We start from the raw sequence: 18,156 nt of genomic DNA on the forward strand, positions 1-18,156 counted from the left end.
ATTATATCCATGCGGACGTTTTCAATGGTCATTACAGCAGCTACTTCAGAACATTGCCCCCTGAAGGGTATGGATACTCCCTCCTTGACGCTGCGACATGTCCGTACATTACGCTTTAATTCTTGATCGTGCGCCGTTGCTCCGGTCGACGATAGAGGGAATTACTCGGACAGGTCTGGAGCTTGCCTTCGGGGCTTCTTGACCACTGTGACGCTTGTAGTAGGGTGACATGGCTAGCAGTTTCCGACGGATAAATGGTCGTGCGATGGGGACGAACAGCTTCTTCCATCCCAGGGTCCTCCGCTGCAGCGCCAGTGTCTCGTCAAAGCTGTAATGCTGGTAGTGCAGCAGTCGTTCGCTCTCCTCGGTGTCCATGAAGTCACAATGGAACGGCGTCTGCGAGAACGCCGACTCAGGCAGCATTCCTATGCCCAGTGCGTCGAACGAGCGCTGCATAAACTGCCGTCCGGTCACCTGGCAGGACGGCCCGCCCGCGACCATCAGTGTTTTTCCTTCCAGTCCAGGCAGCATCGCTGCCGCCGCAACCGCTGCGCCGGCGTCCATGGGTGCCAGGTACTCCATACGGTCGTCCATCCTCACCTCAAACATGAGAGGGTCCAGCTCGCCGAATTCGATGGGAGGGACGGCGCCGAACCGGAGGATGACCCATGGCAGGCCCGACGCATGCAGCATGTGTTCGCAGGTCATCTTGTGATAGGCGTAGTCCTCATAGGGGTGAAGCAGTTCGTCAGCCTTGCGGGGTGGTGCGAGGTGCTGCGTACGACCATACAGGGCGATGGAAGAGCTGAAGACAATGCGAGGCCTGCTCTTCGAGGCAAGCGCTGCCTGCAGGAGATTCCATGTGCCACCGACGTTGATGGTCTCAGCCCACGCGGGGCACTGCTCACTCTTGGGCGGGATGATGAAAGCCAGGTGGACAATGGCATCGACACCCTGCACGGCACGTGCGACGGCCTCCGTGTTGCGGATGTCACCCCAGATGATTTCGACCTTGCCGGCATAGGGCCGGGCTTTCCGCTTCGACAGGGACGACGGGATGTCCAGACAACGGACGGTCGCTCCACGGCTCAGCAGCTCATCGGCGGCATACGTTCCGACGTTTCCAAATGCGCCCGTTACGAGGACCTTCATGGTTTCCCTCCGCTCATGGACTCCATGAGCATCGACAATACACGTTGCATGAGCGCTCCCCAGTCCTGACCTTCGGGGTCCAGGATGCCCTGGAGCAGCAGCCCCAGCACGGCGCTGAGCACGAGGGTTGCTGCCAGATTCGAATTCTCCACCCGCAGGCTTCCTTCAGACACGCCGCGGTCCAGCAACTGCTGGAAGAACCCCTGGTATCTGCGAATCATCTCGACGGTGCTGCGTGCCACTTCGGGATCCGCCTTGGACTTGGCCCAGAATTCGAGCAAGATGTTCCACTTGGTACCGGCCACGTGGTAAATCTCGTTCACACCTGCTGCCATGGCCGCAACCTGCCGCGGCACGGATTCACCACCCGTCTGCGCTGCAGCAAACTGCCGATCGAGCTCTGCCAACCAGGCATTGAGCAGTGCCACAAACACCGACCCCTTGCTGGGAAAATGATGATAGAATGCGCCCTTGCTGACACCGGCGGCGTGACAGATAGTATCCACGCTGGTCACATCGTAGCCGTGTTCAGCGAAACTCTGCTCGGCAGCTGCAAGGATGCGGCTTCGTGTCTCCTGCGAACGTTCTTCCTGTTTCATGGTAACCCCCAACGGTTAAGCCTCAGACCCAGAAACCGACCGGTTGGTCTTATTATCGCCAGACGCAGGCAGCGGTCAAGCCCAATGGTGGAGACGCTGTTCGCAGATGCGGTCGGTTTGTGTAAAGGAATCGTCAGCGCGGACGCAGGAAGATGTACCAGCCGGCGACGACCACGATCTGAACGGCGACGACCAGCCAGAACCGTTCCAGGAAGCTTTCTTTGCTGGTCTTGTGGTGAAACAGCCGCATGCCGAGGAGCGCGCCGACGGTACCACCCGCAAACGCCAGTGTTAAGAGGGCTCTTTCCGGTACACGGGTTGCTCCCGTCCCCGCAACCAGCTTGTCATAGCCATAGGTGAGAAACGTGATGCCCGTGACGGCCAGTAGCCACGACTGCACCCAGTCGAGTGCCGGCAGGTACCCATGCAGCAGGAACATGCCCATGACGGCCAGCCCCAGTGTAAGAACCAACGCTCCGGTCATGGTACGACGACGGGCACGAGCAGCGACAGTCACCGCTCTCCGTGCTCCACGCCGCCCAGCGTCTCTAGGACTCTGGCTGTCAGAGTTTGCACGGTATGCGACTTTTCGATCAGGCTCGCCATAATCATCCTTATGCTCCTTTGCTCGCCGTGGCTCGGCCCGCTGGCACTCCAGATTATGATACGAAGAACCCCGTCACGTGCAACGTGACGGGGAGCTCGCCGGCGTCTTCAGAACAAGGGTGACGCCGTGAACAGAGATGGAGGGGGACTAAGTAGCAACGTCTACAAGGACGAAGCTCCCGCCCGTTGCCGAAGAAAGGGAGAGCGCTGTGATTTCCCCGGTCACTCGTCCTTGATCTCCTTGTTCCAGGAGGGTGCCGTTGAGTGAAATGGACCCGGACGTCACATACAGCAGGACACACCGGTCGCCCGTAATGGGGTACTCAAGCGCAAAGGCTGGAGAAAACGTCGACAGTGAGATGGAGGCGTCGGCATGCAGCGTCACTGCATCGGGCTGTCCCCTGCCAGAAGCCACCGTCAGCAACCGATCCTGCCGCGACATCTGAGTGAAGTCCTTCTGTTCGTGCGACGGCATCACTCCGGGCTTGTCCGGGAAGACCCAGATCTGATAGTATCGGGCTGGATCGCTCTCTTCGTTCCTCTCCGTGTGACGCGTCCCCGTACCTGCAGAGATGCGGTGCACCTCACCTGCGTGGACGGTCGTGCGTTCCCCGGCATCATCGGTGATAGTCAGTTGTCCCACGAGCATGATCGTGACGATCTCCAGCTCCTCGTGGAAGTGCATCCCGAAGCCTTCCTTCGACTGGATCAAGTCGTCGTTGAAGGCACGCAGCATTCCCAGGTGCACGTTATCCGGCACGAACCACTCGCCGTATGAAAAGAGCCAATAGGCCTGCATCCATGACAGGTCGACAAAATGGCGTTCCTGTGCCGGTATACGGGTAACCATGTGAGACCCCCTTAAACCAACCGTAAAGAAACCTGCAGAATTCCTGTTATCCGACCCTGATGTCCAAGACGACCATTCCTCTCATGCCTTTGTCTGTCTCAGGTATAGACGAAACGCGCCCTTGAGTCAAACAAGTGCCCACGATGCGCACAATTGTGGAGTGAACTGTTTCAGATCGTTCGGGGGGCTTTCTTCTTTCTCCTGCCGGTGACCTTGTAGCGCAGCCACACCAGGCCTTCACCCATTGTCTCAGCGCTGACAAGCGCGAGAGGAATGACGCCATCGGGAGATGCCAGGTCCAGCGCTCGGAACATGGAACGCTGGGACGTTCCACCAACCAGCGCAGGATGCACGAGGATACTGACCTCATTCACGAGTCCGGCCCGGAGCAACACGCCGTTCAGAATGCCACCCGAGTCAACGCGCACGGTCTGGACGCCGTAGCGCATGTTCAACTCTTCCAGTGCGGCCCTCAGGTCGACCTTCTCGGGTCCGGCAACGATGCAATCGACTCCCACCTCGGCCAGGTACTGCAGATATTCGTCCGGCGTGCTATCCGAGCAGATCGCCACGCCACCTCGCCAATAGGGCATCGCCAGCCACGTCCTCCAGCAGCGGACTCGCCCTCGACTGTCCACGATTGCCAGTAGTGGACGTGTGTCAGCCGGAAGGGCGGCCTGTGGTTCCCAAGGACCCTTGTCCCGCACCGCCGATTCAGGAGCCGCCAACACCGTGCTCGAGCCCACCAGCGTGCAGTCCTCATGCCATCTCCCCGCGAGGTCGTACAAAACCCCGACGTCGGCTTCAAACCAGTCGATACGTCCGTCAGCACTGACTGCATTGTGAATGATCACTCGAGGCAACATGTGGCACCCCCTGTGTGTTGACTGCATCATACTGCAGGAGTGAAAACGGTCAACGCGCGACTCTGCCAAAGAGAGAAACGCGGCTGACGGTGCAACAGATCGATTGCCGCCTGTGCAGGAAGGACAGACAAGGAGATCGGCTGATGAACTGCGTCACCCCCGTTGGAACCTCGTCCCCACAGTCCCGGCGAATCGGAAGAGCACTCTGAGCAAACAGCGCTATCATGATAAAATGGAATCGCAGGAATGGACCTCATCCATAGTGCAGGACGGCGACAGCTGCTGGCTGGTCGTGGTTGGAAGCGACGTCTCGCCCTCAACCAGTGCACGCGTTCACGCGCTGCAACGCGCCGTCGAGACGCTGCATCCTGCCTGGCTGGTCGAGACGGTGCTGGGATACTGCTCTCTGGGGCTGATCGTCCGGCCGCTGCAGGCCTCAGTGGAAGAGGTCGAGGAACTTGTGTCCACAGCCACAAAAAACGTCATGGTCGCCCCATCCGTTCACCCCAGGACCGTCACGATCCCAGTCTGTTATGGCGGCGCATGCGGCCCGGACATGGAGGTCGTCTGTCGGCAATCTGGACTGAGCGAACAGGAGGTCGTGCAGCGACATGTTGCAGCTGGCTACCAGTGCTCCATGCTGGGGTTCCTGCCTGGCTTCCCATACCTTATGGGCCTCGACCCACAACTGGCAACACCGCGCCTGGCAACACCGCGAACCGTCGTTCCGGCAGGGAGCGTGGGCATCGCGGGCACACAGACAGGCGTCTACCCGGTGTCCAGCCCGGGAGCCTGGAACATCATCGGCCGCACGCCTCTCACGTTGTTTGACCCGTCGCGCGAGCAGCATTCGCTGGTGCAGGCAGGAGACGTCGTTCGCTTTTCTCCCATCAGCCTTCAGGAATTTGAAGAGAAGCAGTCAGATGAATTCACATGTTATCCACAAATATGCGATGTTTCAGAGCAGGATGTTGGCGGATGTGACGTGCTCGAGCCCGGCATGTTGACGACAGTACAGGACGAGGGCCGCTGGGGACTGCAGAACATGGGGATCCCCGTTTCAGGAGCCATGGACCGACAGGCGCTGGCACTCGGGAATTTTCTGGTTGGAAACGAGGAAGGGGCGGCGGCTCTGGAAATCACACTCTCCGGTCCATGTCTGGTGTTCACGACAGATGCGCTGGTGGCACTAACGGGCGCTGACATGGGCCTGCAGGTGGATGGGCGCGATATTCCGGCATGGACTGCGGTCCTGGTACGAACCGGCAGCGTCCTCTCTATGACCGGTTGCATCGGAGCCGGTTGCCGTGCCTGGCTATGTGTTGCCGGCGGTATCGACGTTCCATACGTGCTAGGCAGCCGTTCGACACTGCTCCGGGCTGCACTGGGAGGATTCAGAGGTCGAGCACTGCGTGCGAGAGACAGTCTGCATCTGCATCCTCTGACGCAACCGACAAGGCGTCTCGATGGCTTTTCCTGCCCACTCAGGTTGCGACCGTCGTATGCCATCGATACACCAGTTCCGGTCCTGCCGGGTCCACAGACAGAATCACTGACACCCGGCGCACGACAGGCATTCCTTGACGCGACGTGGACTGTGAGTGATGCCAGCGACCGCATGGGCTGCCGGCTGGAGGGGCCACAGCTTGCGCTCGGTCACGGTGCCGATATTATCTCGGAGGTCATCCCCGAGGGAGCTGTCGAAGTGACGGGCGCGGGTTTGCCTATCGTCATGCTGGCGGACCGCCAGACGACGGGAGGATATGTCAAGCCGTTCGTCGTCGCCTCAGCAGCAATCGGACGGCTGGCCCAGCGTCGACCGGGTGACAGTATCCGCTTTTGCATGTGCTCGCTCGCTGGCGCACAGGAGATGCTTGAGAAGCAATCCTCTGCAAGAAAGGAATTGACCCACCTGCGTGCCATCTGGCGCCAGTGCCACGCAGGTGGTACACTGTTTTTGACCGTGAACGATGTACGGTACGTGGTTGAATGGCAGGACGTGACTCCTCTGGAGGTGGACCATGAGTAGAGCAGTTGATCTCAACAGCGACGTAGGCGAAAGCTTTGGGGCGTGGACACTTGGCGATGACACACATGTCCTGGACCATGTCACCAGCGCCAATGTTGCCTGCGGCTTTCACGCAGGGGACCCGCAGATCATGCTGGCAACGGTGAGGGCGGCACGTGACCGTGGTGTCGCTGTCGGAGCACACCCGGGGTATCCAGATCTGGTTGGATTCGGACGCCGCGCCATGACGTGTACCCCCGATGAAGTCTACGCCCTCTGCCTGTACCAGATTGGAGCTCTGGCGGCCCTCTGCCGTGCCGAAGGAGTCCCCCTGTGCCATGTCAAGGCACACGGAGCGTTGTACAACCAGTCGGCCAGAGATCCAGATCTCGCCCGCGCTCTTGCGCGAGCAACCCGGGACGCAGCCCCTGCACTGATCCTGCTTGGACTGCCCCGGTCACAGCACGAGGCTGCTGCCCGTGAAACAAGTGTCCCTTTTGCCGCTGAGGCTTTTGCCGATCGCGCCTACCAGGCGGATGGTTCGCTAGTCGCTCGTGCCCATGAGGGCTCCGTCCTGCACGATCCGGAAACTATCGCCACGCGCGTCATCAGGATGGTGACCGAGGAAACCGTCGAGACAATGCAAGGAGAAGTCGTTACGATACGTGCCGACTCCATCTGTATTCATGGGGACAATCCGGCTGCGTGCCAGATCCTGGAGACGGTCCGTCGTGCGCTGGACAAGGCTGGCGTGCACGTCAGCCCGCTGCGGGAAGTGCTCAGCCTCTAGCAGCCAGAACCCTCCGTTCGTGCTCCAGCAGCCACTGCTTGCGGTCGAGACCGCCGGCGTAGCCGGTGAGCGAGCCGTCGCTGCCGATGACGCGATGACAGGGAACGATGATGGCGATGGGGTTGCGCCCTACTGCTCCGCCCACCGCGTGCGCCGACCTGGGACGGTCGATCGCCATGGCAACGTCCCGGTAACTTTTCGTCTGGCCAAACGGGATTTCCCGCAACGCATGCCAGACCAGTCTCCGGAACTCTGTGCCTCCCGGGTTTAGGAGGACAGAAAACCTCTTCCGCTTGCCACAGAAGTACTGGTTCAACTCTGCAATACACTGCTGTACAACCGGTGTCACACAGGCCGCTCCCGTGTCGACGTTCTCGACAAACGTCACCGACACGATGCCATGTTCCGTGCCTGCGACCTCCAGTGCGCCGATGTCCGTGAAAAGATATCCCTTATCCAGCTGTGTCACCATACGACCCCCTGAACGACCAATCGGATACGTCGACACCCGTGACACAGGATCAGTCCTCTACGGGCAGTTCCTTGACCCGCCGGGCAGGAACGCCGGCGTACATGCCATTGGGGGCGCAGTCTTTGTTGACGACGGCTCCCGCGCCTATGACACAGCCGTCCCCGATCGTTACGCCTGGCAGAATGACTGAGCGCGCGCCGATCCAACAACCGTCCCCGACCGTGATGGGTTGGGGATTGACGTGCCCAGCCCTCTCGGTCGCCGACCCCATGATGTGCGTCGACGTGCAGAACAGCACTTCCATGCCAATGCCACATTTCTTCCCGATTCGAATGGGTGCCGAGCCGTCGAAGAAACAGCGATAGTTGACGAACGTGTCTGCGCCGATGACGACGTCACGGCCAGCAAAATAGCATCCGGGCCGAATCCCATTCGTTGTTGTCCGTATCCCATAGAGGCGCATCAATGATGCTCTGACTGGATTCACGAGAAGTGGACTGGATGCCAGCCAGTTAATGAAGAGGCCTCTCCACATGCGATCGGCAACCGTAATGATAACGCTCAGCCGGTCTGTGCCAGTATGCTGTGCTGCCATGTCCACACTCCTTGTTCGTTCTTGACCCTGCCCTTGCGTTCCCTGCCACGAACGGATTCCACACATAGGCCCCAACTGCCCACGTCGACCATGCAGAATTGGGATTCCATTCTATGCAATTCACTCCCTGTGACTACCCTGCAACTGACGAGAGGGCGCCGGCCTGCAACAGGAACGGCGCAGTTCCTGGCTGCTTGCTTTCTCTGACTGGTTTGTGCTAAACTCATGTTATTCTGTTTGTTACGCACGATCCCTGAGAAGAGAGGTTAGGTGGATGGCTGACGAAAAGGTGAACAAAGATACTTCAGCGGAGTGCTTCGATACGCAGGCCATGGTTCCTGAACGGCGCATCAGCCCACGCGATACATTCGCAGCCATGCGGTACCGGAACTACCGCATCTGGTTCGCCGGACAGCTCGTTTCACTCTTCGGGACCTGGATGCAGGTGACAGCACAGGGATACCTCGCCTACCAGCTGACCAAGTCAGTAGCCTTCCTCGGCTACGTCGCGTTCGCCAATGGCATCCCGGTCTGGCTGTTCATGCTGTATGCAGGTTCGGTCGCAGACCGCGTACCCCGCAAGACGCTGATGCTCTATACGCAGTCTGCCATGCTGGTACTGGCCTTTGTCCTGGCATTGCTGACGTTTACCGGCGCCATACGACCGTGGCACATCCTGGTCCTGGCGTTTCTGCTCGGAATCGCCAATACCTTCGACTCACCAGCGCGCCTGGCCTTGGTGGATCAGCTGGTTGACGACAGACGACACCTGCCCAATGCTGTCGCACTCAACGGTTCGATGTTCAATGTGGCCACGGCGCTTGGACCGGCGGCGGCGGGCGCCGTGTACGCCCTCCTCGGACCGGCCTGGTGCTTCACGATCAATGGCCTGTCCTTTGTCGCGGTCATCGCAGCCCTCTTGTTCATGCACCTTCGACCGGTGCCATTGTCTCCCAGGAATCAGAGCCCCATGGCAGGAATCGTGGAGGGGCTCAAGTACGTCTGGAGACACCAGAACATTCGCGCACTCATGCTCCTCATTGGCATCACGTCACTGCTCGGCCTCTCATTTGCTACGCTCATCCCCGCCTGGGCAATCAAGGTCCTTCACGGCAGCGCAACGACCGGCGCGACCATCAACGGCCTGCTCCAGTCTGCACGAGGCATTGGCGCCCTGCTGGCAGCGCTGACCATCGCGACCATCAGCCATCTGAAGGTGAAGGGACGCATTGCCGCATTCGGAACATTTGCCTATCCCATCGCTCTTCTGGCCTTTGCCTTTGCTCGTTCGATGGCCTTTGAGCTACTTCTCTTGGCCTTGGTCGGATTTGCCAGCATCCTCGTCATCAATCTTTGTAACGTGCTGGTCCAGTCGCAGGTAGAAGACTCTTTGCGGGGGCGCGTCAGTGCTGTCTACAGCCTGATATTCTTCGGCGTGATGCCCATCGGCTCGCTCCTGATAGGTTGGCTGGCACAATGGGCAGGCGAACCCGTGGCCATCGTCATCAACGCCTGTGCAGCATTGGCGGGCGCAGCTCTCATCTGGATACTTGTTCCACGTATCAGGATCATGCCATGAATGACGTGCCTGCTCAGGGTCATCACCAGGAGGATGTCATGGAAGAACACATCGGCTCGGCAACATTGCTCGGTCATGGACGAACCGCAGAGGTGTATGCCTGGAAGGAAAATAGTGCCCTCAAACTTTTTGTCCCCGGGTTTCCTCCATCGCTCATCAACCAGGAAGTGGAGGGAACAAAGGCCGCCAACGCCGCCGGCATCCCCTCGCCTCAACTCAGGAATGTCATTGTGGTGGACGGTCGCCGAGGGCTGGTACTGGAACGGCTGACGGGACACAGCATACTCACTCTACTCGGCCGTGAACCCGCGCGGATAGCGCACTATGCCGGTATCTTTGCCGAACTGCAGTCCCGCATGCATGACTGTCATGCACCAGGACTGGCATCTCGCCGCGAGGGCCTGGCGCGGCGCATCGCCCGGGCCGGCGTGGTTGCACGCGTCAAAGGTGACGCCCTGGCCGTCCTCGAGCGGCTTCCCGACGGAGATCGTCTGTGCCACTGCGATTTTCACCCGGACAATGTGCTCATGACGCCACAGGGTCCGTCTATCATCGATTGGTCGTTTGCCGCTCGTGGAACACCCGCATCCGACGCCGCACGCACTGCGCTGCTGCTGCGGATCGCGGATGCCCCTCCCGGGTCTTTTCGCGTAGCATGGGTTGAGCGCGAGGTAAGGGACCGGTTCTACAGAGCGTGGCTGAAACGTTACCGCGAGCTGCAGCCCGACGCAGCAGACGACATGTGGAGCTGGCTGCTTCCGGTGGCCGTCGCACGCCTCGCAGACGACATCCCCGAAGAGCGGCCACGCCTGATGGCACTCATCGAAGAACTGCAGCAGAAGCACTGACTGCACCAAGCTGCTCTCGTCGTTTGCTTTTCGCACGCGGCTTGGTACAATGGCGGGCTGCTCTGCATCCGTGCTTTTGGGGCAAGTTTTCATATGATGAAGCCGGGGCGTCACCCCACATGGAGGTATCATGAAAAAACTGGATGTGATCCTGCTCATCGGTCGACCCGCAGCAGGCAAGAGCGAGACAATCGACTTCCTGAAACGGCTGCCCGACGAGAAGCGACTGCAGGAGTACCACATCGCCCCGTTCGAGGAACTGGACGACTTTCTTTATGTCTGGCAGACCTTTGAGAACGACGCAATCAGACAATCCATGGGCCTTGGCAGGCGGGATACAGACGATGCCCTGTACTTCCTGGACGACCGCATCTGGGACTTCTTCATTGAACGCATCGACCTGGATTTCCGCAAGAAGCTGGCGCGGGACCGGCTGTTTCTCGAACACCACACGGTCATGATGGAGTTCGCTCGCGGCGGGGAACACGGCTTTGCCAATGCGTTCCGGCATCTGTCGGACGATGTGCTCGGACACGCAGGCATCCTGTACATCGACGTCTCCTTCGAGGAGTCCCTGCGCAAGAACCGCCGGCGCTATCGCCCCGAACAGGCCGATTCCATCCTGTACCATTCGCTCGAGGACGCCAAAATGGAGCGGTATTACAAGGACAACGACTGGGCACGCCTGTCTGAAGGACATGACGAGGGATTCATCGCAGTCAAGGGGCACCAGGTCCCCTTTGCCGTGTTTCACAACGAACCGGAGAAGACTCTCAACCCCGAGCTTCTGGGTGCTGCCTTGCGCGATGCGACCGGCAGGCTTGTCAAGCTCTTCACACACAAGGGTTGAACAAGCCTTCGGGGGTGCTAGACTAAGAAGTTGGTTTCTATAAGTGTTTTCATGCCTGACATGCAGATTCTTTGATAAGAGGAGTACAATATGGCCGTATTTGATATGACCGTCCACGAAGACGTTCTGGCAAAAACCGTCAAACTGGCTCAGGACCGCAATATCATCATCCCCACTTTCGCACAGCAGAAGGACCCGTCGCTTGTCCCGGATAAGGTCAAGGCCAGACTCAAGGGTGTCGGCCTCTGGGACGTCAACCCCATCAACCTGTTCCGCATCACGTGGCACAACGACGTGAAAACAGGCCTGTATGGCGACGTGAACTATATCGAACTCCCAAGTTCCATCACTGGCATCAAGGCTCGCGTCGTTGGCATCGTCGGCAAGTATTTCCCCACCGGCGCACACAAGGTCGGCGCTGCATTTGGCTGCCTTGTCCCGCGACTCGTGACCGGACAGTTTGACCCGGCCCGACAGGCGGCTGTATGGCCATCCACAGGCAACTACTGTCGCGGTGGTGCCTTCGACTGTGCTCTGCTGGCCACGGATGCCGTCGCCATCCTCCCGGAAGGGATGAGCAAAGAACGCTTCGACTGGCTGCGTGAGATTGGAACCAAGGAGGTCATCGGCACTCCTGGAACCGAGTCCAACGTCAAAGAGATTTACGACAAGGTGCACGAGCTGAAGACCACCCGTGGCGACAACATCGTCGTGTTCAACCAGTTCGAGGAATTCGGCAACGCACTGTGGCACTACGACATGACCGGCTCTGCATTCGAGCAGGTCTTCAACAGCATCAAGGGTCCAAGATCGCGCATGGCGGGATATGTCTCCGCCACTGGCTCTGCGGGGACCATCAGTGCCGGCGAGTACCTGAAGAAGGTCTATCCGTACAGCCATATCACGGCTGTCGAGGCTCTGCAGTGCCCGACCCTCTATGCAAACGGGTTTGGCGCGCATCGTATCGAGGGTATCGGCGACAAGCATGTCCCCTGGATCCATAACGTCCGCAATACCGATGCTGTGGCCGCCATCGACGACGAGTATCCGATGCATTTGCTTCGTCTCTTTAATGAGGAAGCAGGCAAGGTCTACCTTGAGAAGAAGGGTGTCCCGCGCGAGATCATCGAGCAGCTCAACCTGATGGGCATCTCCTCTCTGGCAAACATGGTCGCGGCAATTAAGATGGCCAAATACGAGGAGATGGACGAGAACGACGTCGTCTTCACCGTGTTCACGGATTCCGCCGACCTGTACCTGTCACGCATCGAAGAACTGCGCGCCGAGTATGGCCCCTATACCGAGATGGACGCGGCGCTCGACTATGCGAAGTATCTCGAGGGCATTCTGACGGACTGGTACCGCGAGCTCAACTATCGCGACCGCAAGCAACTGCACAACCTCAAGTACTTCACCTGGGTCGAGCAGCAGGGCAAGACTGCGGAGGAACTGCGTGAACTGTGGGAGCCAGAGTTCTGGAATCAGATCTGGACTGCTGCCCCAGCGTTCGACAGACTCATCGATCAGTTCAACGAGAGGACGGGGTTGTTGGCAAAGCTGTAGTCAGTTGTTCGTTTGTCTTACCAGTATCTTGATATGAAGAGAAACAACAAACACCCCGGCGGGTTCATGCTGGGGTGTTTGTTTATGTCCTCCACAAAATCGACTTTTCTCCACAGCCGCTGTTAATTATGTGGAAAACTGGTGGAGTCATGTACGATCGTATGGTGAACAACCTGTCGGAACCTGTGGAAAAACCCCGGCAAGGCCGGGTTTCAGAGCGCCGTTCTGAAGTCCACATCCGAGGCTCATTCCAGTGAAATATGCTCATGGTGAGGCTGAATGAATCGAAAACGTGTAATGATACGGCATATTGTTTGAAATCGTCTGTCAGGGCCACTTTTCGTGATGCGATGCTCAGAACCCGCTTTTGAAGCCACTTTACAGGTCTTCGATACAGGACAGACGGAAAAAGGAGAATCGCCCACCTTTTGCAGTGGGCGGTCATCAATTCTGAGAGGGAAAGGGACTATGCTTTCACGTCTTCGCTGGTTTGCAGGATGACTCCCTGGGCTGAAATGTCGAGGATGAACGTTTCAGCCCCTGCATCCAGCTCGATCATCGCCTTCTGCATGGCCTTGGCAACCTTCTCCGCTTTGGCGGGTTCGGCGAGAGCGGCAATGCTGGGCCCGGCTCCCGACAGGAAACTGCCATAGGCCCCGGCTCGGTCGGCGGCATGCGACACTTCGCGGAATCCGGTGACAAGCTTCTCACGGTAATGCTCGTGGAGACGGTCATGAAGCGCAAACGACAGCAGGTCATAATTGCCGCTGAAGATGCAGGCAGACAGCATTGAGGCACGACCGATGTTGAAGACGGCGTCCTTGCGCGCATACATGTCAGGAAGACACGCTCGGGCCTTCTTTGTCGACAGGAAGCTGGATGGGACCGTGACGACAACCTTGAGGTTCTGAGGAACGACCTTCATGTAGGCCACCTCGCTCTTGTCGCTCGAAGCGATGGTGAACCCACCGACCAGTGATGCAGTGACGTTGTCGGGGTGTCCCTCAATGGCGATAGCGTACTTGAGGATTTTTCCGGTATCGAACTGCGTGTTCATCAGGACCTCGAAGCATGACAGGAGACCCACGATAGCACTGGCACTGGATCCAAGACCGCGCGTCAGAGGAATGCCGGTATGAACGTTGATGCTCAGCGGCGGCAGATGCACTGATTCGGCACGCTCGAAGTAGTCCATGACCTCACTGACGAACTTGAAACCCTTTTCGTTGAGAACATCGGCGCCCATGCCTTCGAAGTGGACGCTCCACTTCTCTTCCGCAGGGAGGATCTCGACAGTATACGTACTGCGCATGTCAAGAGCTAGCCCAAAAGCGTCAAACCCTGGTCCAAGGTTGGCAGTGCTTGCAGGAACGCTGACCGTTACTCTATTGATCATGTTTGCTTCCCCCGGCGCAGCTGCAATTCCTCGATGCAGGTGTTGGCAGCGCGCGAACTATCGCAAAGCGAATTACTTGACATATCTTACCATGTCCAATGCAATTGCAAGTTCCACTGTGAATGATCGAACCAAAACTTGACCAGTATACTCCAGAAGATAAACTGAGGAGGAGGTACACGACACTATGAGGTGGAGGCCTCGACGAGCGCCCATTGCGTAGTCCTGGAACCCGGACAGACGTTCTGAACCAGGTGGCACCGGGCACCAGGATTCATCCTCGCGCGTTGACAGCAGGGGTCCGGCCGGTACACTCTTTTCCATGAGAGATCAGAGTCGTACCCCATTTTTTGATGCTGTTCAGTCGTATATCGGCAAGCACCGCGCCGGTCTCCACATGCCGGGGCACATGTCAGGTCAGGGCATTCATCCCCGCCTCAAGGAGTTCTGGGGCGAGAATGTGTTCCTTTCCGACTTGACGGAGGTCGAAGGACTCGACTACCTCCATCGCCCCATCGGCGTCGTCAAGGAAGCACAGGAGCTAGCCGCTGAAGCCTATGGCGCTATCGAATCATTCTTCCTCGTCAACGGTTCGACGGTCGGGAACCAGGCAATGATCCTCTCGACCTGCGATCCCAACGACCGCGTCATCGTACAGCGCAACTCGCACCGCTCGATGTACGGAGCGCTCATCCTCAACGAACTGCGCCCCATCTACCTTGAGGCCGAAGAAGACCGCCTGCTGCAGTTCCAGACGTTCCCATCCAAGAAAACGTTCGCACGCGTGCTCCGCGATCATCCTGAAGCCAAGACCGTCTTCGTGACCAATCCCAACTACTTTGGCATCAGTTCGGACATCGACTACTACGTTCAGAAAGCGCACGCCACAGGACGTCGTATCCTGGTCGACGAAGCCCATGGGTCGCACTTCCATTTTCACCCGGATCTTCCCAAGAGTGCTGTCGATGCGGGCGCCGACATGGTTGTCCAGAGCACGCACAAGACGCTCTCCGGCCTTACTCAAACGTCCATGCTGCATCTGGGCTCACGGCGCGTGGACAAGGAACTGGTACGAGCCACGCTCACGATGCTGGAGAGCTCGTCGCCCTCGTACATCCTCATGACGGCGCTCGACGTCGCCCGCATGCAGATGGCGACGAACGGTCACGACCTTCTTCAGCGAGCCATCGACCTCGCAGAGGATGCTCGCCGGCGTATCAACAACATCGAGGGGCTCTTTGCCCCAGGCAGGGAACGCGCTCACACCGAGGCCGTCTATGATGTCGACCTCACGAAGCTGACTGTTCATGTGTCGAGGCTGGGGCTGACTGGATTCCAGGTCGAGGAGATCCTCAACAGAGACTACAACGTCGAAATCGAGTTGTCTGACCTTGAGAACATCCTGGCATTCATCACGATCGGGACACCCAGGGAAGCGGTCGAAATCCTCATCAAAGCACTCGAGGATATCTCACGCAAACGCCACGGAAAGACCTCGACCATCGCTCCGCCGCCGCCCATCCCCAATATTCCCGAGATGGTCCTCTTCCCGTTCGAAGCATACTATGCCAAGAGGGAGCGCGTCCGCATGGAAGATTCCGTCGGGCGCATCATCGCGGAGCTCGTGACTCCCTATCCACCCGGCATCCCGATCACGGTCCCCGGGGAAGTCATGACACACGAGTGCGTGGACTACATGGTGTTCATGCGCGACCACGGCGCCGATCTGCAAGGGATCATCGACAAGACGGCCAGGTACGTGCAGGTCGTCAAGGAACGCTGATCGGTCACTGGACTCGTTTGTTGCCTCTCATGAAAACGCCCTGGCTATACGCCAGGGCGTTTGACATTCCTGAGGAGAAACAGGGTCAGGCAGTGGACGGCGGGCGGATCCGGATGAACTCGGCCTTTTCACGCAACTCCGCAATCGAGTGTGCGCCGACATAGCTGAGACTCTCACGCAACTGCGTCGCAACGTGCGCCATGACCTGGGAAGCAGTGTCCGGCGTCAGGGTATTGAGGACGACAGCTGCGGCCCCGGCCGCAAGAGCCTTGACGGCACTTGCGGCAGAGCGCACACCCATATTGCATATGATCGGCCTCCCGTAGAGAGAGGCGACATCCTCAACCTCCATGAGAGCGGACAGCTCGGGAACACCGACGCCGGACATCTCCGTCGCCTCTGCAAAGGAACTGAACCCGCTGCCAACGGCGACGATGTCCGCGCCAGCATCGATGACGTCTTTGGCTCCGGCACGTGTCTGAACGTTGCCGACCATTAGCGGCAGCCAGTCATACTCTGCTTTCACCGCCTGGATCTGGCGAAGAATCGCAAGGCGATCAGCATGCGACACATCCACGACAATGATGTCCGTCCAGACTTCCGCGAGCGAACCTATCCATTCCAGCACGCTGTCCCGTTCGAGATCGACAAGAGCGCCAACCACTGGCCGGCCCTTGAGGTCGCAGGCCGCCTCGCCATCCTTGCACATGAGCTCCTTGACCTTGCGCACCTCATGCGCCTGGTCCTCGACGCTTCCGAACAGGGGGATGATGCCAATGCCGCCCGCGCGTGCGACGGTCGAAGCCAGACGATAATCAGCCGCAGGCTGACGCGGCGATGTAACGAAGGGGGAGCGCAGCACGACATTGGTCGAGAGCCTCGATTCGAGGTTGACATCAGTTGCAGCGACCTCACTTCGGCGAGGAAGAAGCATGACATCGTCAAAGAACAGCCCTTCCCGAAGTCCCGGCATCCCACCCTTCTACTTCCGACTCCAGAGGCCGAAGAACCCACGACGCTGCAACTGCTCCCGTTCCGCATCCTGACTGATGGCTGGAACATCCACCTCGGCGGCGAGCCCCGCCTCAATGAATCCGTAGAGCGCCTTCGAAACGGCGACGCTGCCCTTGCCGGTTTTCCTGGCGATCTCACGCAGTGATGCCTTGCCATCCAGGCTTGCCATCACCTGCCACTGCTCCCTGGTAAGAGTCAAGTCTTTTGTAGCACCGTCCGCCCGCAGGGCATACACAGCATCCAGAGAACCGAGTCGCTGGCGCATTGAATTCCACTCGTCGAGAGCGGCCGTCACCTGAAGGATAATGTCCGCAACCGGCACGGACTGATCCCTGTTTTTCACTGTCTCGCCGCTTGCGAAGGAGAAATTCCCTTCCCGGAGACTGAACAGGTCGACAAGGGAGCTGTATGCCGTACCAATACCAACCTCGACATGGACTATTCGCGAATCCTCGATGTAGAACGTCGCCTGGACGCGCCCGCCGAAGATCGACGTCCCCTCGAGGTTGAGGCGGCCAGTCCCCTTGCCCTGCACAATCGTCTGGAGGACTTCGTCCACCTGGCAGTTGCCGAACTTCCCCTCAAGCATCCTTGACCCCCAGTTCCACAGCGTATGACGCATGTCCATTGTACTGTGGTGCTCGGCATTTTACAACGTTCGCGTTGCATCCTCGGAGGCCTCCGATATACTGGAAGGGTGCTCACACTCGTGCGAAATATCCTGCGTATTTTTCTCATCACCATCATCCCGGGCGTCGAAGTTCGTGGCGCGCTGCCGTATGCCATCGGTGTGCTCAAGATGTCCGTGTGGGAGGCGCTGCTAGTCGCAACGCTCGCCAACCTGTGTATCGCGCCACTGTTCTATCTCCTGGAGAAACCGCTTCTTGCGGTCGCATCCCGGTGGACATGGTTCCGGCGATACCGCGGTCGCCTGGCGGCCCGCAGTGGAAGCATATTGGCAAAGTACGGACTTTTCGTCGGGCTCGCGGTGTTTGTCGCCATCCCTTTGCCGGGGACTGGTGCCTACACGGGCTGTCTCATTGCCGAGATCGTGCGCATGAAGAAGCCCTTGGCCATTGCTTGTATCTCGTTGGGCGTCCTGGGAGCGTGCGCAATTGTTTTTCTCGCATCGGTTGGCGTCATCAAGGGCGTCCTGGCAAAGTGGCTCTGAACATCAAATTGTTC

18 protein-coding genes are annotated in these 18,156 nt (G+C 58.7%); 8 read left to right on the forward strand and 10 right to left on the reverse strand.

The features are described from left to right. Nucleotides 1–108: 108 nt before the first annotated feature. The 5 genes from SMC3_RS05470 to SMC3_RS05490 form a co-directional block, all read right to left on the reverse strand. Nucleotides 109–1,152, reverse strand: a complete 1,044-nt coding sequence (locus SMC3_RS05470; protein ID WP_119087764.1) for an NAD-dependent epimerase/dehydratase family protein — start codon at nucleotides 1,150–1,152, stop codon at nucleotides 109–111. Continuing rightward, entirely contained in the window at nucleotides 1,149–1,751 is a 603-nt protein-coding gene (locus SMC3_RS05475) for a TetR/AcrR family transcriptional regulator (RefSeq protein WP_119087765.1), read from the reverse strand. The genes SMC3_RS05470 and SMC3_RS05475 overlap by 4 nt, the downstream gene beginning before the upstream one ends. 133 nt (nucleotides 1,752–1,884) lie before the next feature. Next, nucleotides 1,885–2,268 (reverse strand): DUF1294 domain-containing protein, encoded by a 384-nt coding sequence (locus tag SMC3_RS05480; protein ID WP_207799117.1) that lies wholly within the window; start codon nucleotides 2,266–2,268, stop codon nucleotides 1,885–1,887. Nucleotides 2,269–2,505: 237 nt separating this feature from the next. Next, nucleotides 2,506–3,207: a pirin family protein gene (locus SMC3_RS05485; protein ID WP_119087766.1), complete on the reverse strand. Its 702-nt coding sequence runs from the start codon at nucleotides 3,205–3,207 to the stop codon at nucleotides 2,506–2,508. 170 nt (nucleotides 3,208–3,377) lie between these two features. Then, nucleotides 3,378–4,073, reverse strand: a complete 696-nt coding sequence (locus tag SMC3_RS05490) for a RibD family protein (RefSeq protein WP_165846606.1) — start codon at nucleotides 4,071–4,073, stop codon at nucleotides 3,378–3,380. A gap of 232 nt (nucleotides 4,074–4,305) precedes the next feature. Here SMC3_RS05490 and pxpB point away from each other — a divergent pair, with 232 nt between their 5' ends. Together pxpB and SMC3_RS05500 are read left to right on the forward strand one after the other, a co-directional pair. Continuing rightward, entirely contained in the window at nucleotides 4,306–6,102 is a 1,797-nt protein-coding gene (gene pxpB / locus SMC3_RS05495; RefSeq protein WP_119087768.1) for a 5-oxoprolinase subunit PxpB, read from the forward strand. Continuing rightward, on the forward strand, nucleotides 6,095–6,871 hold the full coding sequence (locus SMC3_RS05500) for a LamB/YcsF family protein (protein WP_119087769.1): 777 nt from the start codon (nucleotides 6,095–6,097) through the stop codon (nucleotides 6,869–6,871). Before pxpB ends, SMC3_RS05500 begins: the two co-directional genes overlap by 8 nt. Here the strand turns inward: SMC3_RS05500 and SMC3_RS05505 are convergent. Continuing rightward, nucleotides 6,861–7,343 (reverse strand): methylated-DNA--[protein]-cysteine S-methyltransferase, encoded by a 483-nt coding sequence (locus SMC3_RS05505; RefSeq protein ID WP_119087770.1) that lies wholly within the window; start codon nucleotides 7,341–7,343, stop codon nucleotides 6,861–6,863. The genes SMC3_RS05500 and SMC3_RS05505 overlap by 11 nt on opposite strands. A gap of 49 nt (nucleotides 7,344–7,392) precedes the next feature. Continuing rightward, a complete protein-coding gene (locus SMC3_RS09805) occupies nucleotides 7,393–7,938 on the reverse strand; it encodes a DapH/DapD/GlmU-related protein (protein WP_207799685.1) in 546 nt (181 codons plus the stop codon). Nucleotides 7,939–8,212: 274 nt separating this feature from the next. Between SMC3_RS09805 and SMC3_RS05515 the strand changes: the two genes are divergently transcribed. The 4 genes from SMC3_RS05515 (at nucleotide 8,213) to SMC3_RS05530 (ending at nucleotide 12,778) form a co-directional block, all read left to right on the forward strand. Then, complete coding sequence (locus SMC3_RS05515; protein WP_207799686.1) at nucleotides 8,213–9,517, forward strand: MFS transporter; 1,305 nt, start codon at nucleotides 8,213–8,215, stop codon at nucleotides 9,515–9,517. Nucleotides 9,518–9,555: 38 nt separating this feature from the next. Continuing rightward, nucleotides 9,556–10,365, forward strand: coding sequence for a phosphotransferase family protein (locus SMC3_RS05520; RefSeq protein ID WP_165846607.1), 810 nt, complete (start codon nucleotides 9,556–9,558; stop codon nucleotides 10,363–10,365). A gap of 130 nt (nucleotides 10,366–10,495) precedes the next feature. Further along, nucleotides 10,496–11,215, forward strand: a complete 720-nt coding sequence (locus SMC3_RS05525) for a hypothetical protein (RefSeq protein ID WP_119087772.1) — start codon at nucleotides 10,496–10,498, stop codon at nucleotides 11,213–11,215. A gap of 90 nt (nucleotides 11,216–11,305) precedes the next feature. After that, nucleotides 11,306–12,778: a pyridoxal-phosphate dependent enzyme gene (locus SMC3_RS05530; RefSeq protein ID WP_119087773.1), complete on the forward strand. Its 1,473-nt coding sequence runs from the start codon at nucleotides 11,306–11,308 to the stop codon at nucleotides 12,776–12,778. Between the two features lie 466 nt (nucleotides 12,779–13,244). On the opposite strand, the gene thrB is transcribed toward SMC3_RS05530, so the two are convergent. Beyond that, nucleotides 13,245–14,174, reverse strand: a complete 930-nt coding sequence (gene thrB, locus SMC3_RS05535; protein WP_119087774.1) for a homoserine kinase — start codon at nucleotides 14,172–14,174, stop codon at nucleotides 13,245–13,247. 322 nt (nucleotides 14,175–14,496) lie between these two features. Here thrB and SMC3_RS05540 point away from each other — a divergent pair, with 322 nt between their 5' ends. After that, the gene (locus tag SMC3_RS05540; protein WP_119087775.1) at nucleotides 14,497–15,957 is read left to right on the forward strand and encodes an aminotransferase class I/II-fold pyridoxal phosphate-dependent enzyme; all 1,461 of its coding nucleotides are present in this window, start codon (nucleotides 14,497–14,499) and stop codon (nucleotides 15,955–15,957) included. Between the two features lie 85 nt (nucleotides 15,958–16,042). Here the strand turns inward: SMC3_RS05540 and SMC3_RS05545 are convergent, their stop codons facing one another. Next, on the reverse strand, nucleotides 16,043–16,930 hold the full coding sequence (locus SMC3_RS05545) for an IMP dehydrogenase (protein WP_119087776.1): 888 nt from the start codon (nucleotides 16,928–16,930) through the stop codon (nucleotides 16,043–16,045). Between the two features lie 9 nt (nucleotides 16,931–16,939). After that, a complete protein-coding gene (locus SMC3_RS05550; protein ID WP_207799687.1) occupies nucleotides 16,940–17,560 on the reverse strand; it encodes a DUF4388 domain-containing protein in 621 nt (206 codons plus the stop codon). Nucleotides 17,561–17,680: 120 nt separating this feature from the next. Between SMC3_RS05550 and SMC3_RS05555 the strand changes: the two genes are divergently transcribed. Next, nucleotides 17,681–18,142: a COG2426 family protein gene (locus SMC3_RS05555; protein ID WP_207799688.1), complete on the forward strand. Its 462-nt coding sequence runs from the start codon at nucleotides 17,681–17,683 to the stop codon at nucleotides 18,140–18,142. Nucleotides 18,143–18,156: the final 14 nt, after the last annotated feature.

It is taken from the genome of Candidatus Cryosericum hinesii, assembly GCF_003570985.1.
GTDB classification, from domain to species: domain Bacteria; phylum Caldisericota; class Caldisericia; order Cryosericales; family Cryosericaceae; genus Cryosericum; species Cryosericum hinesii.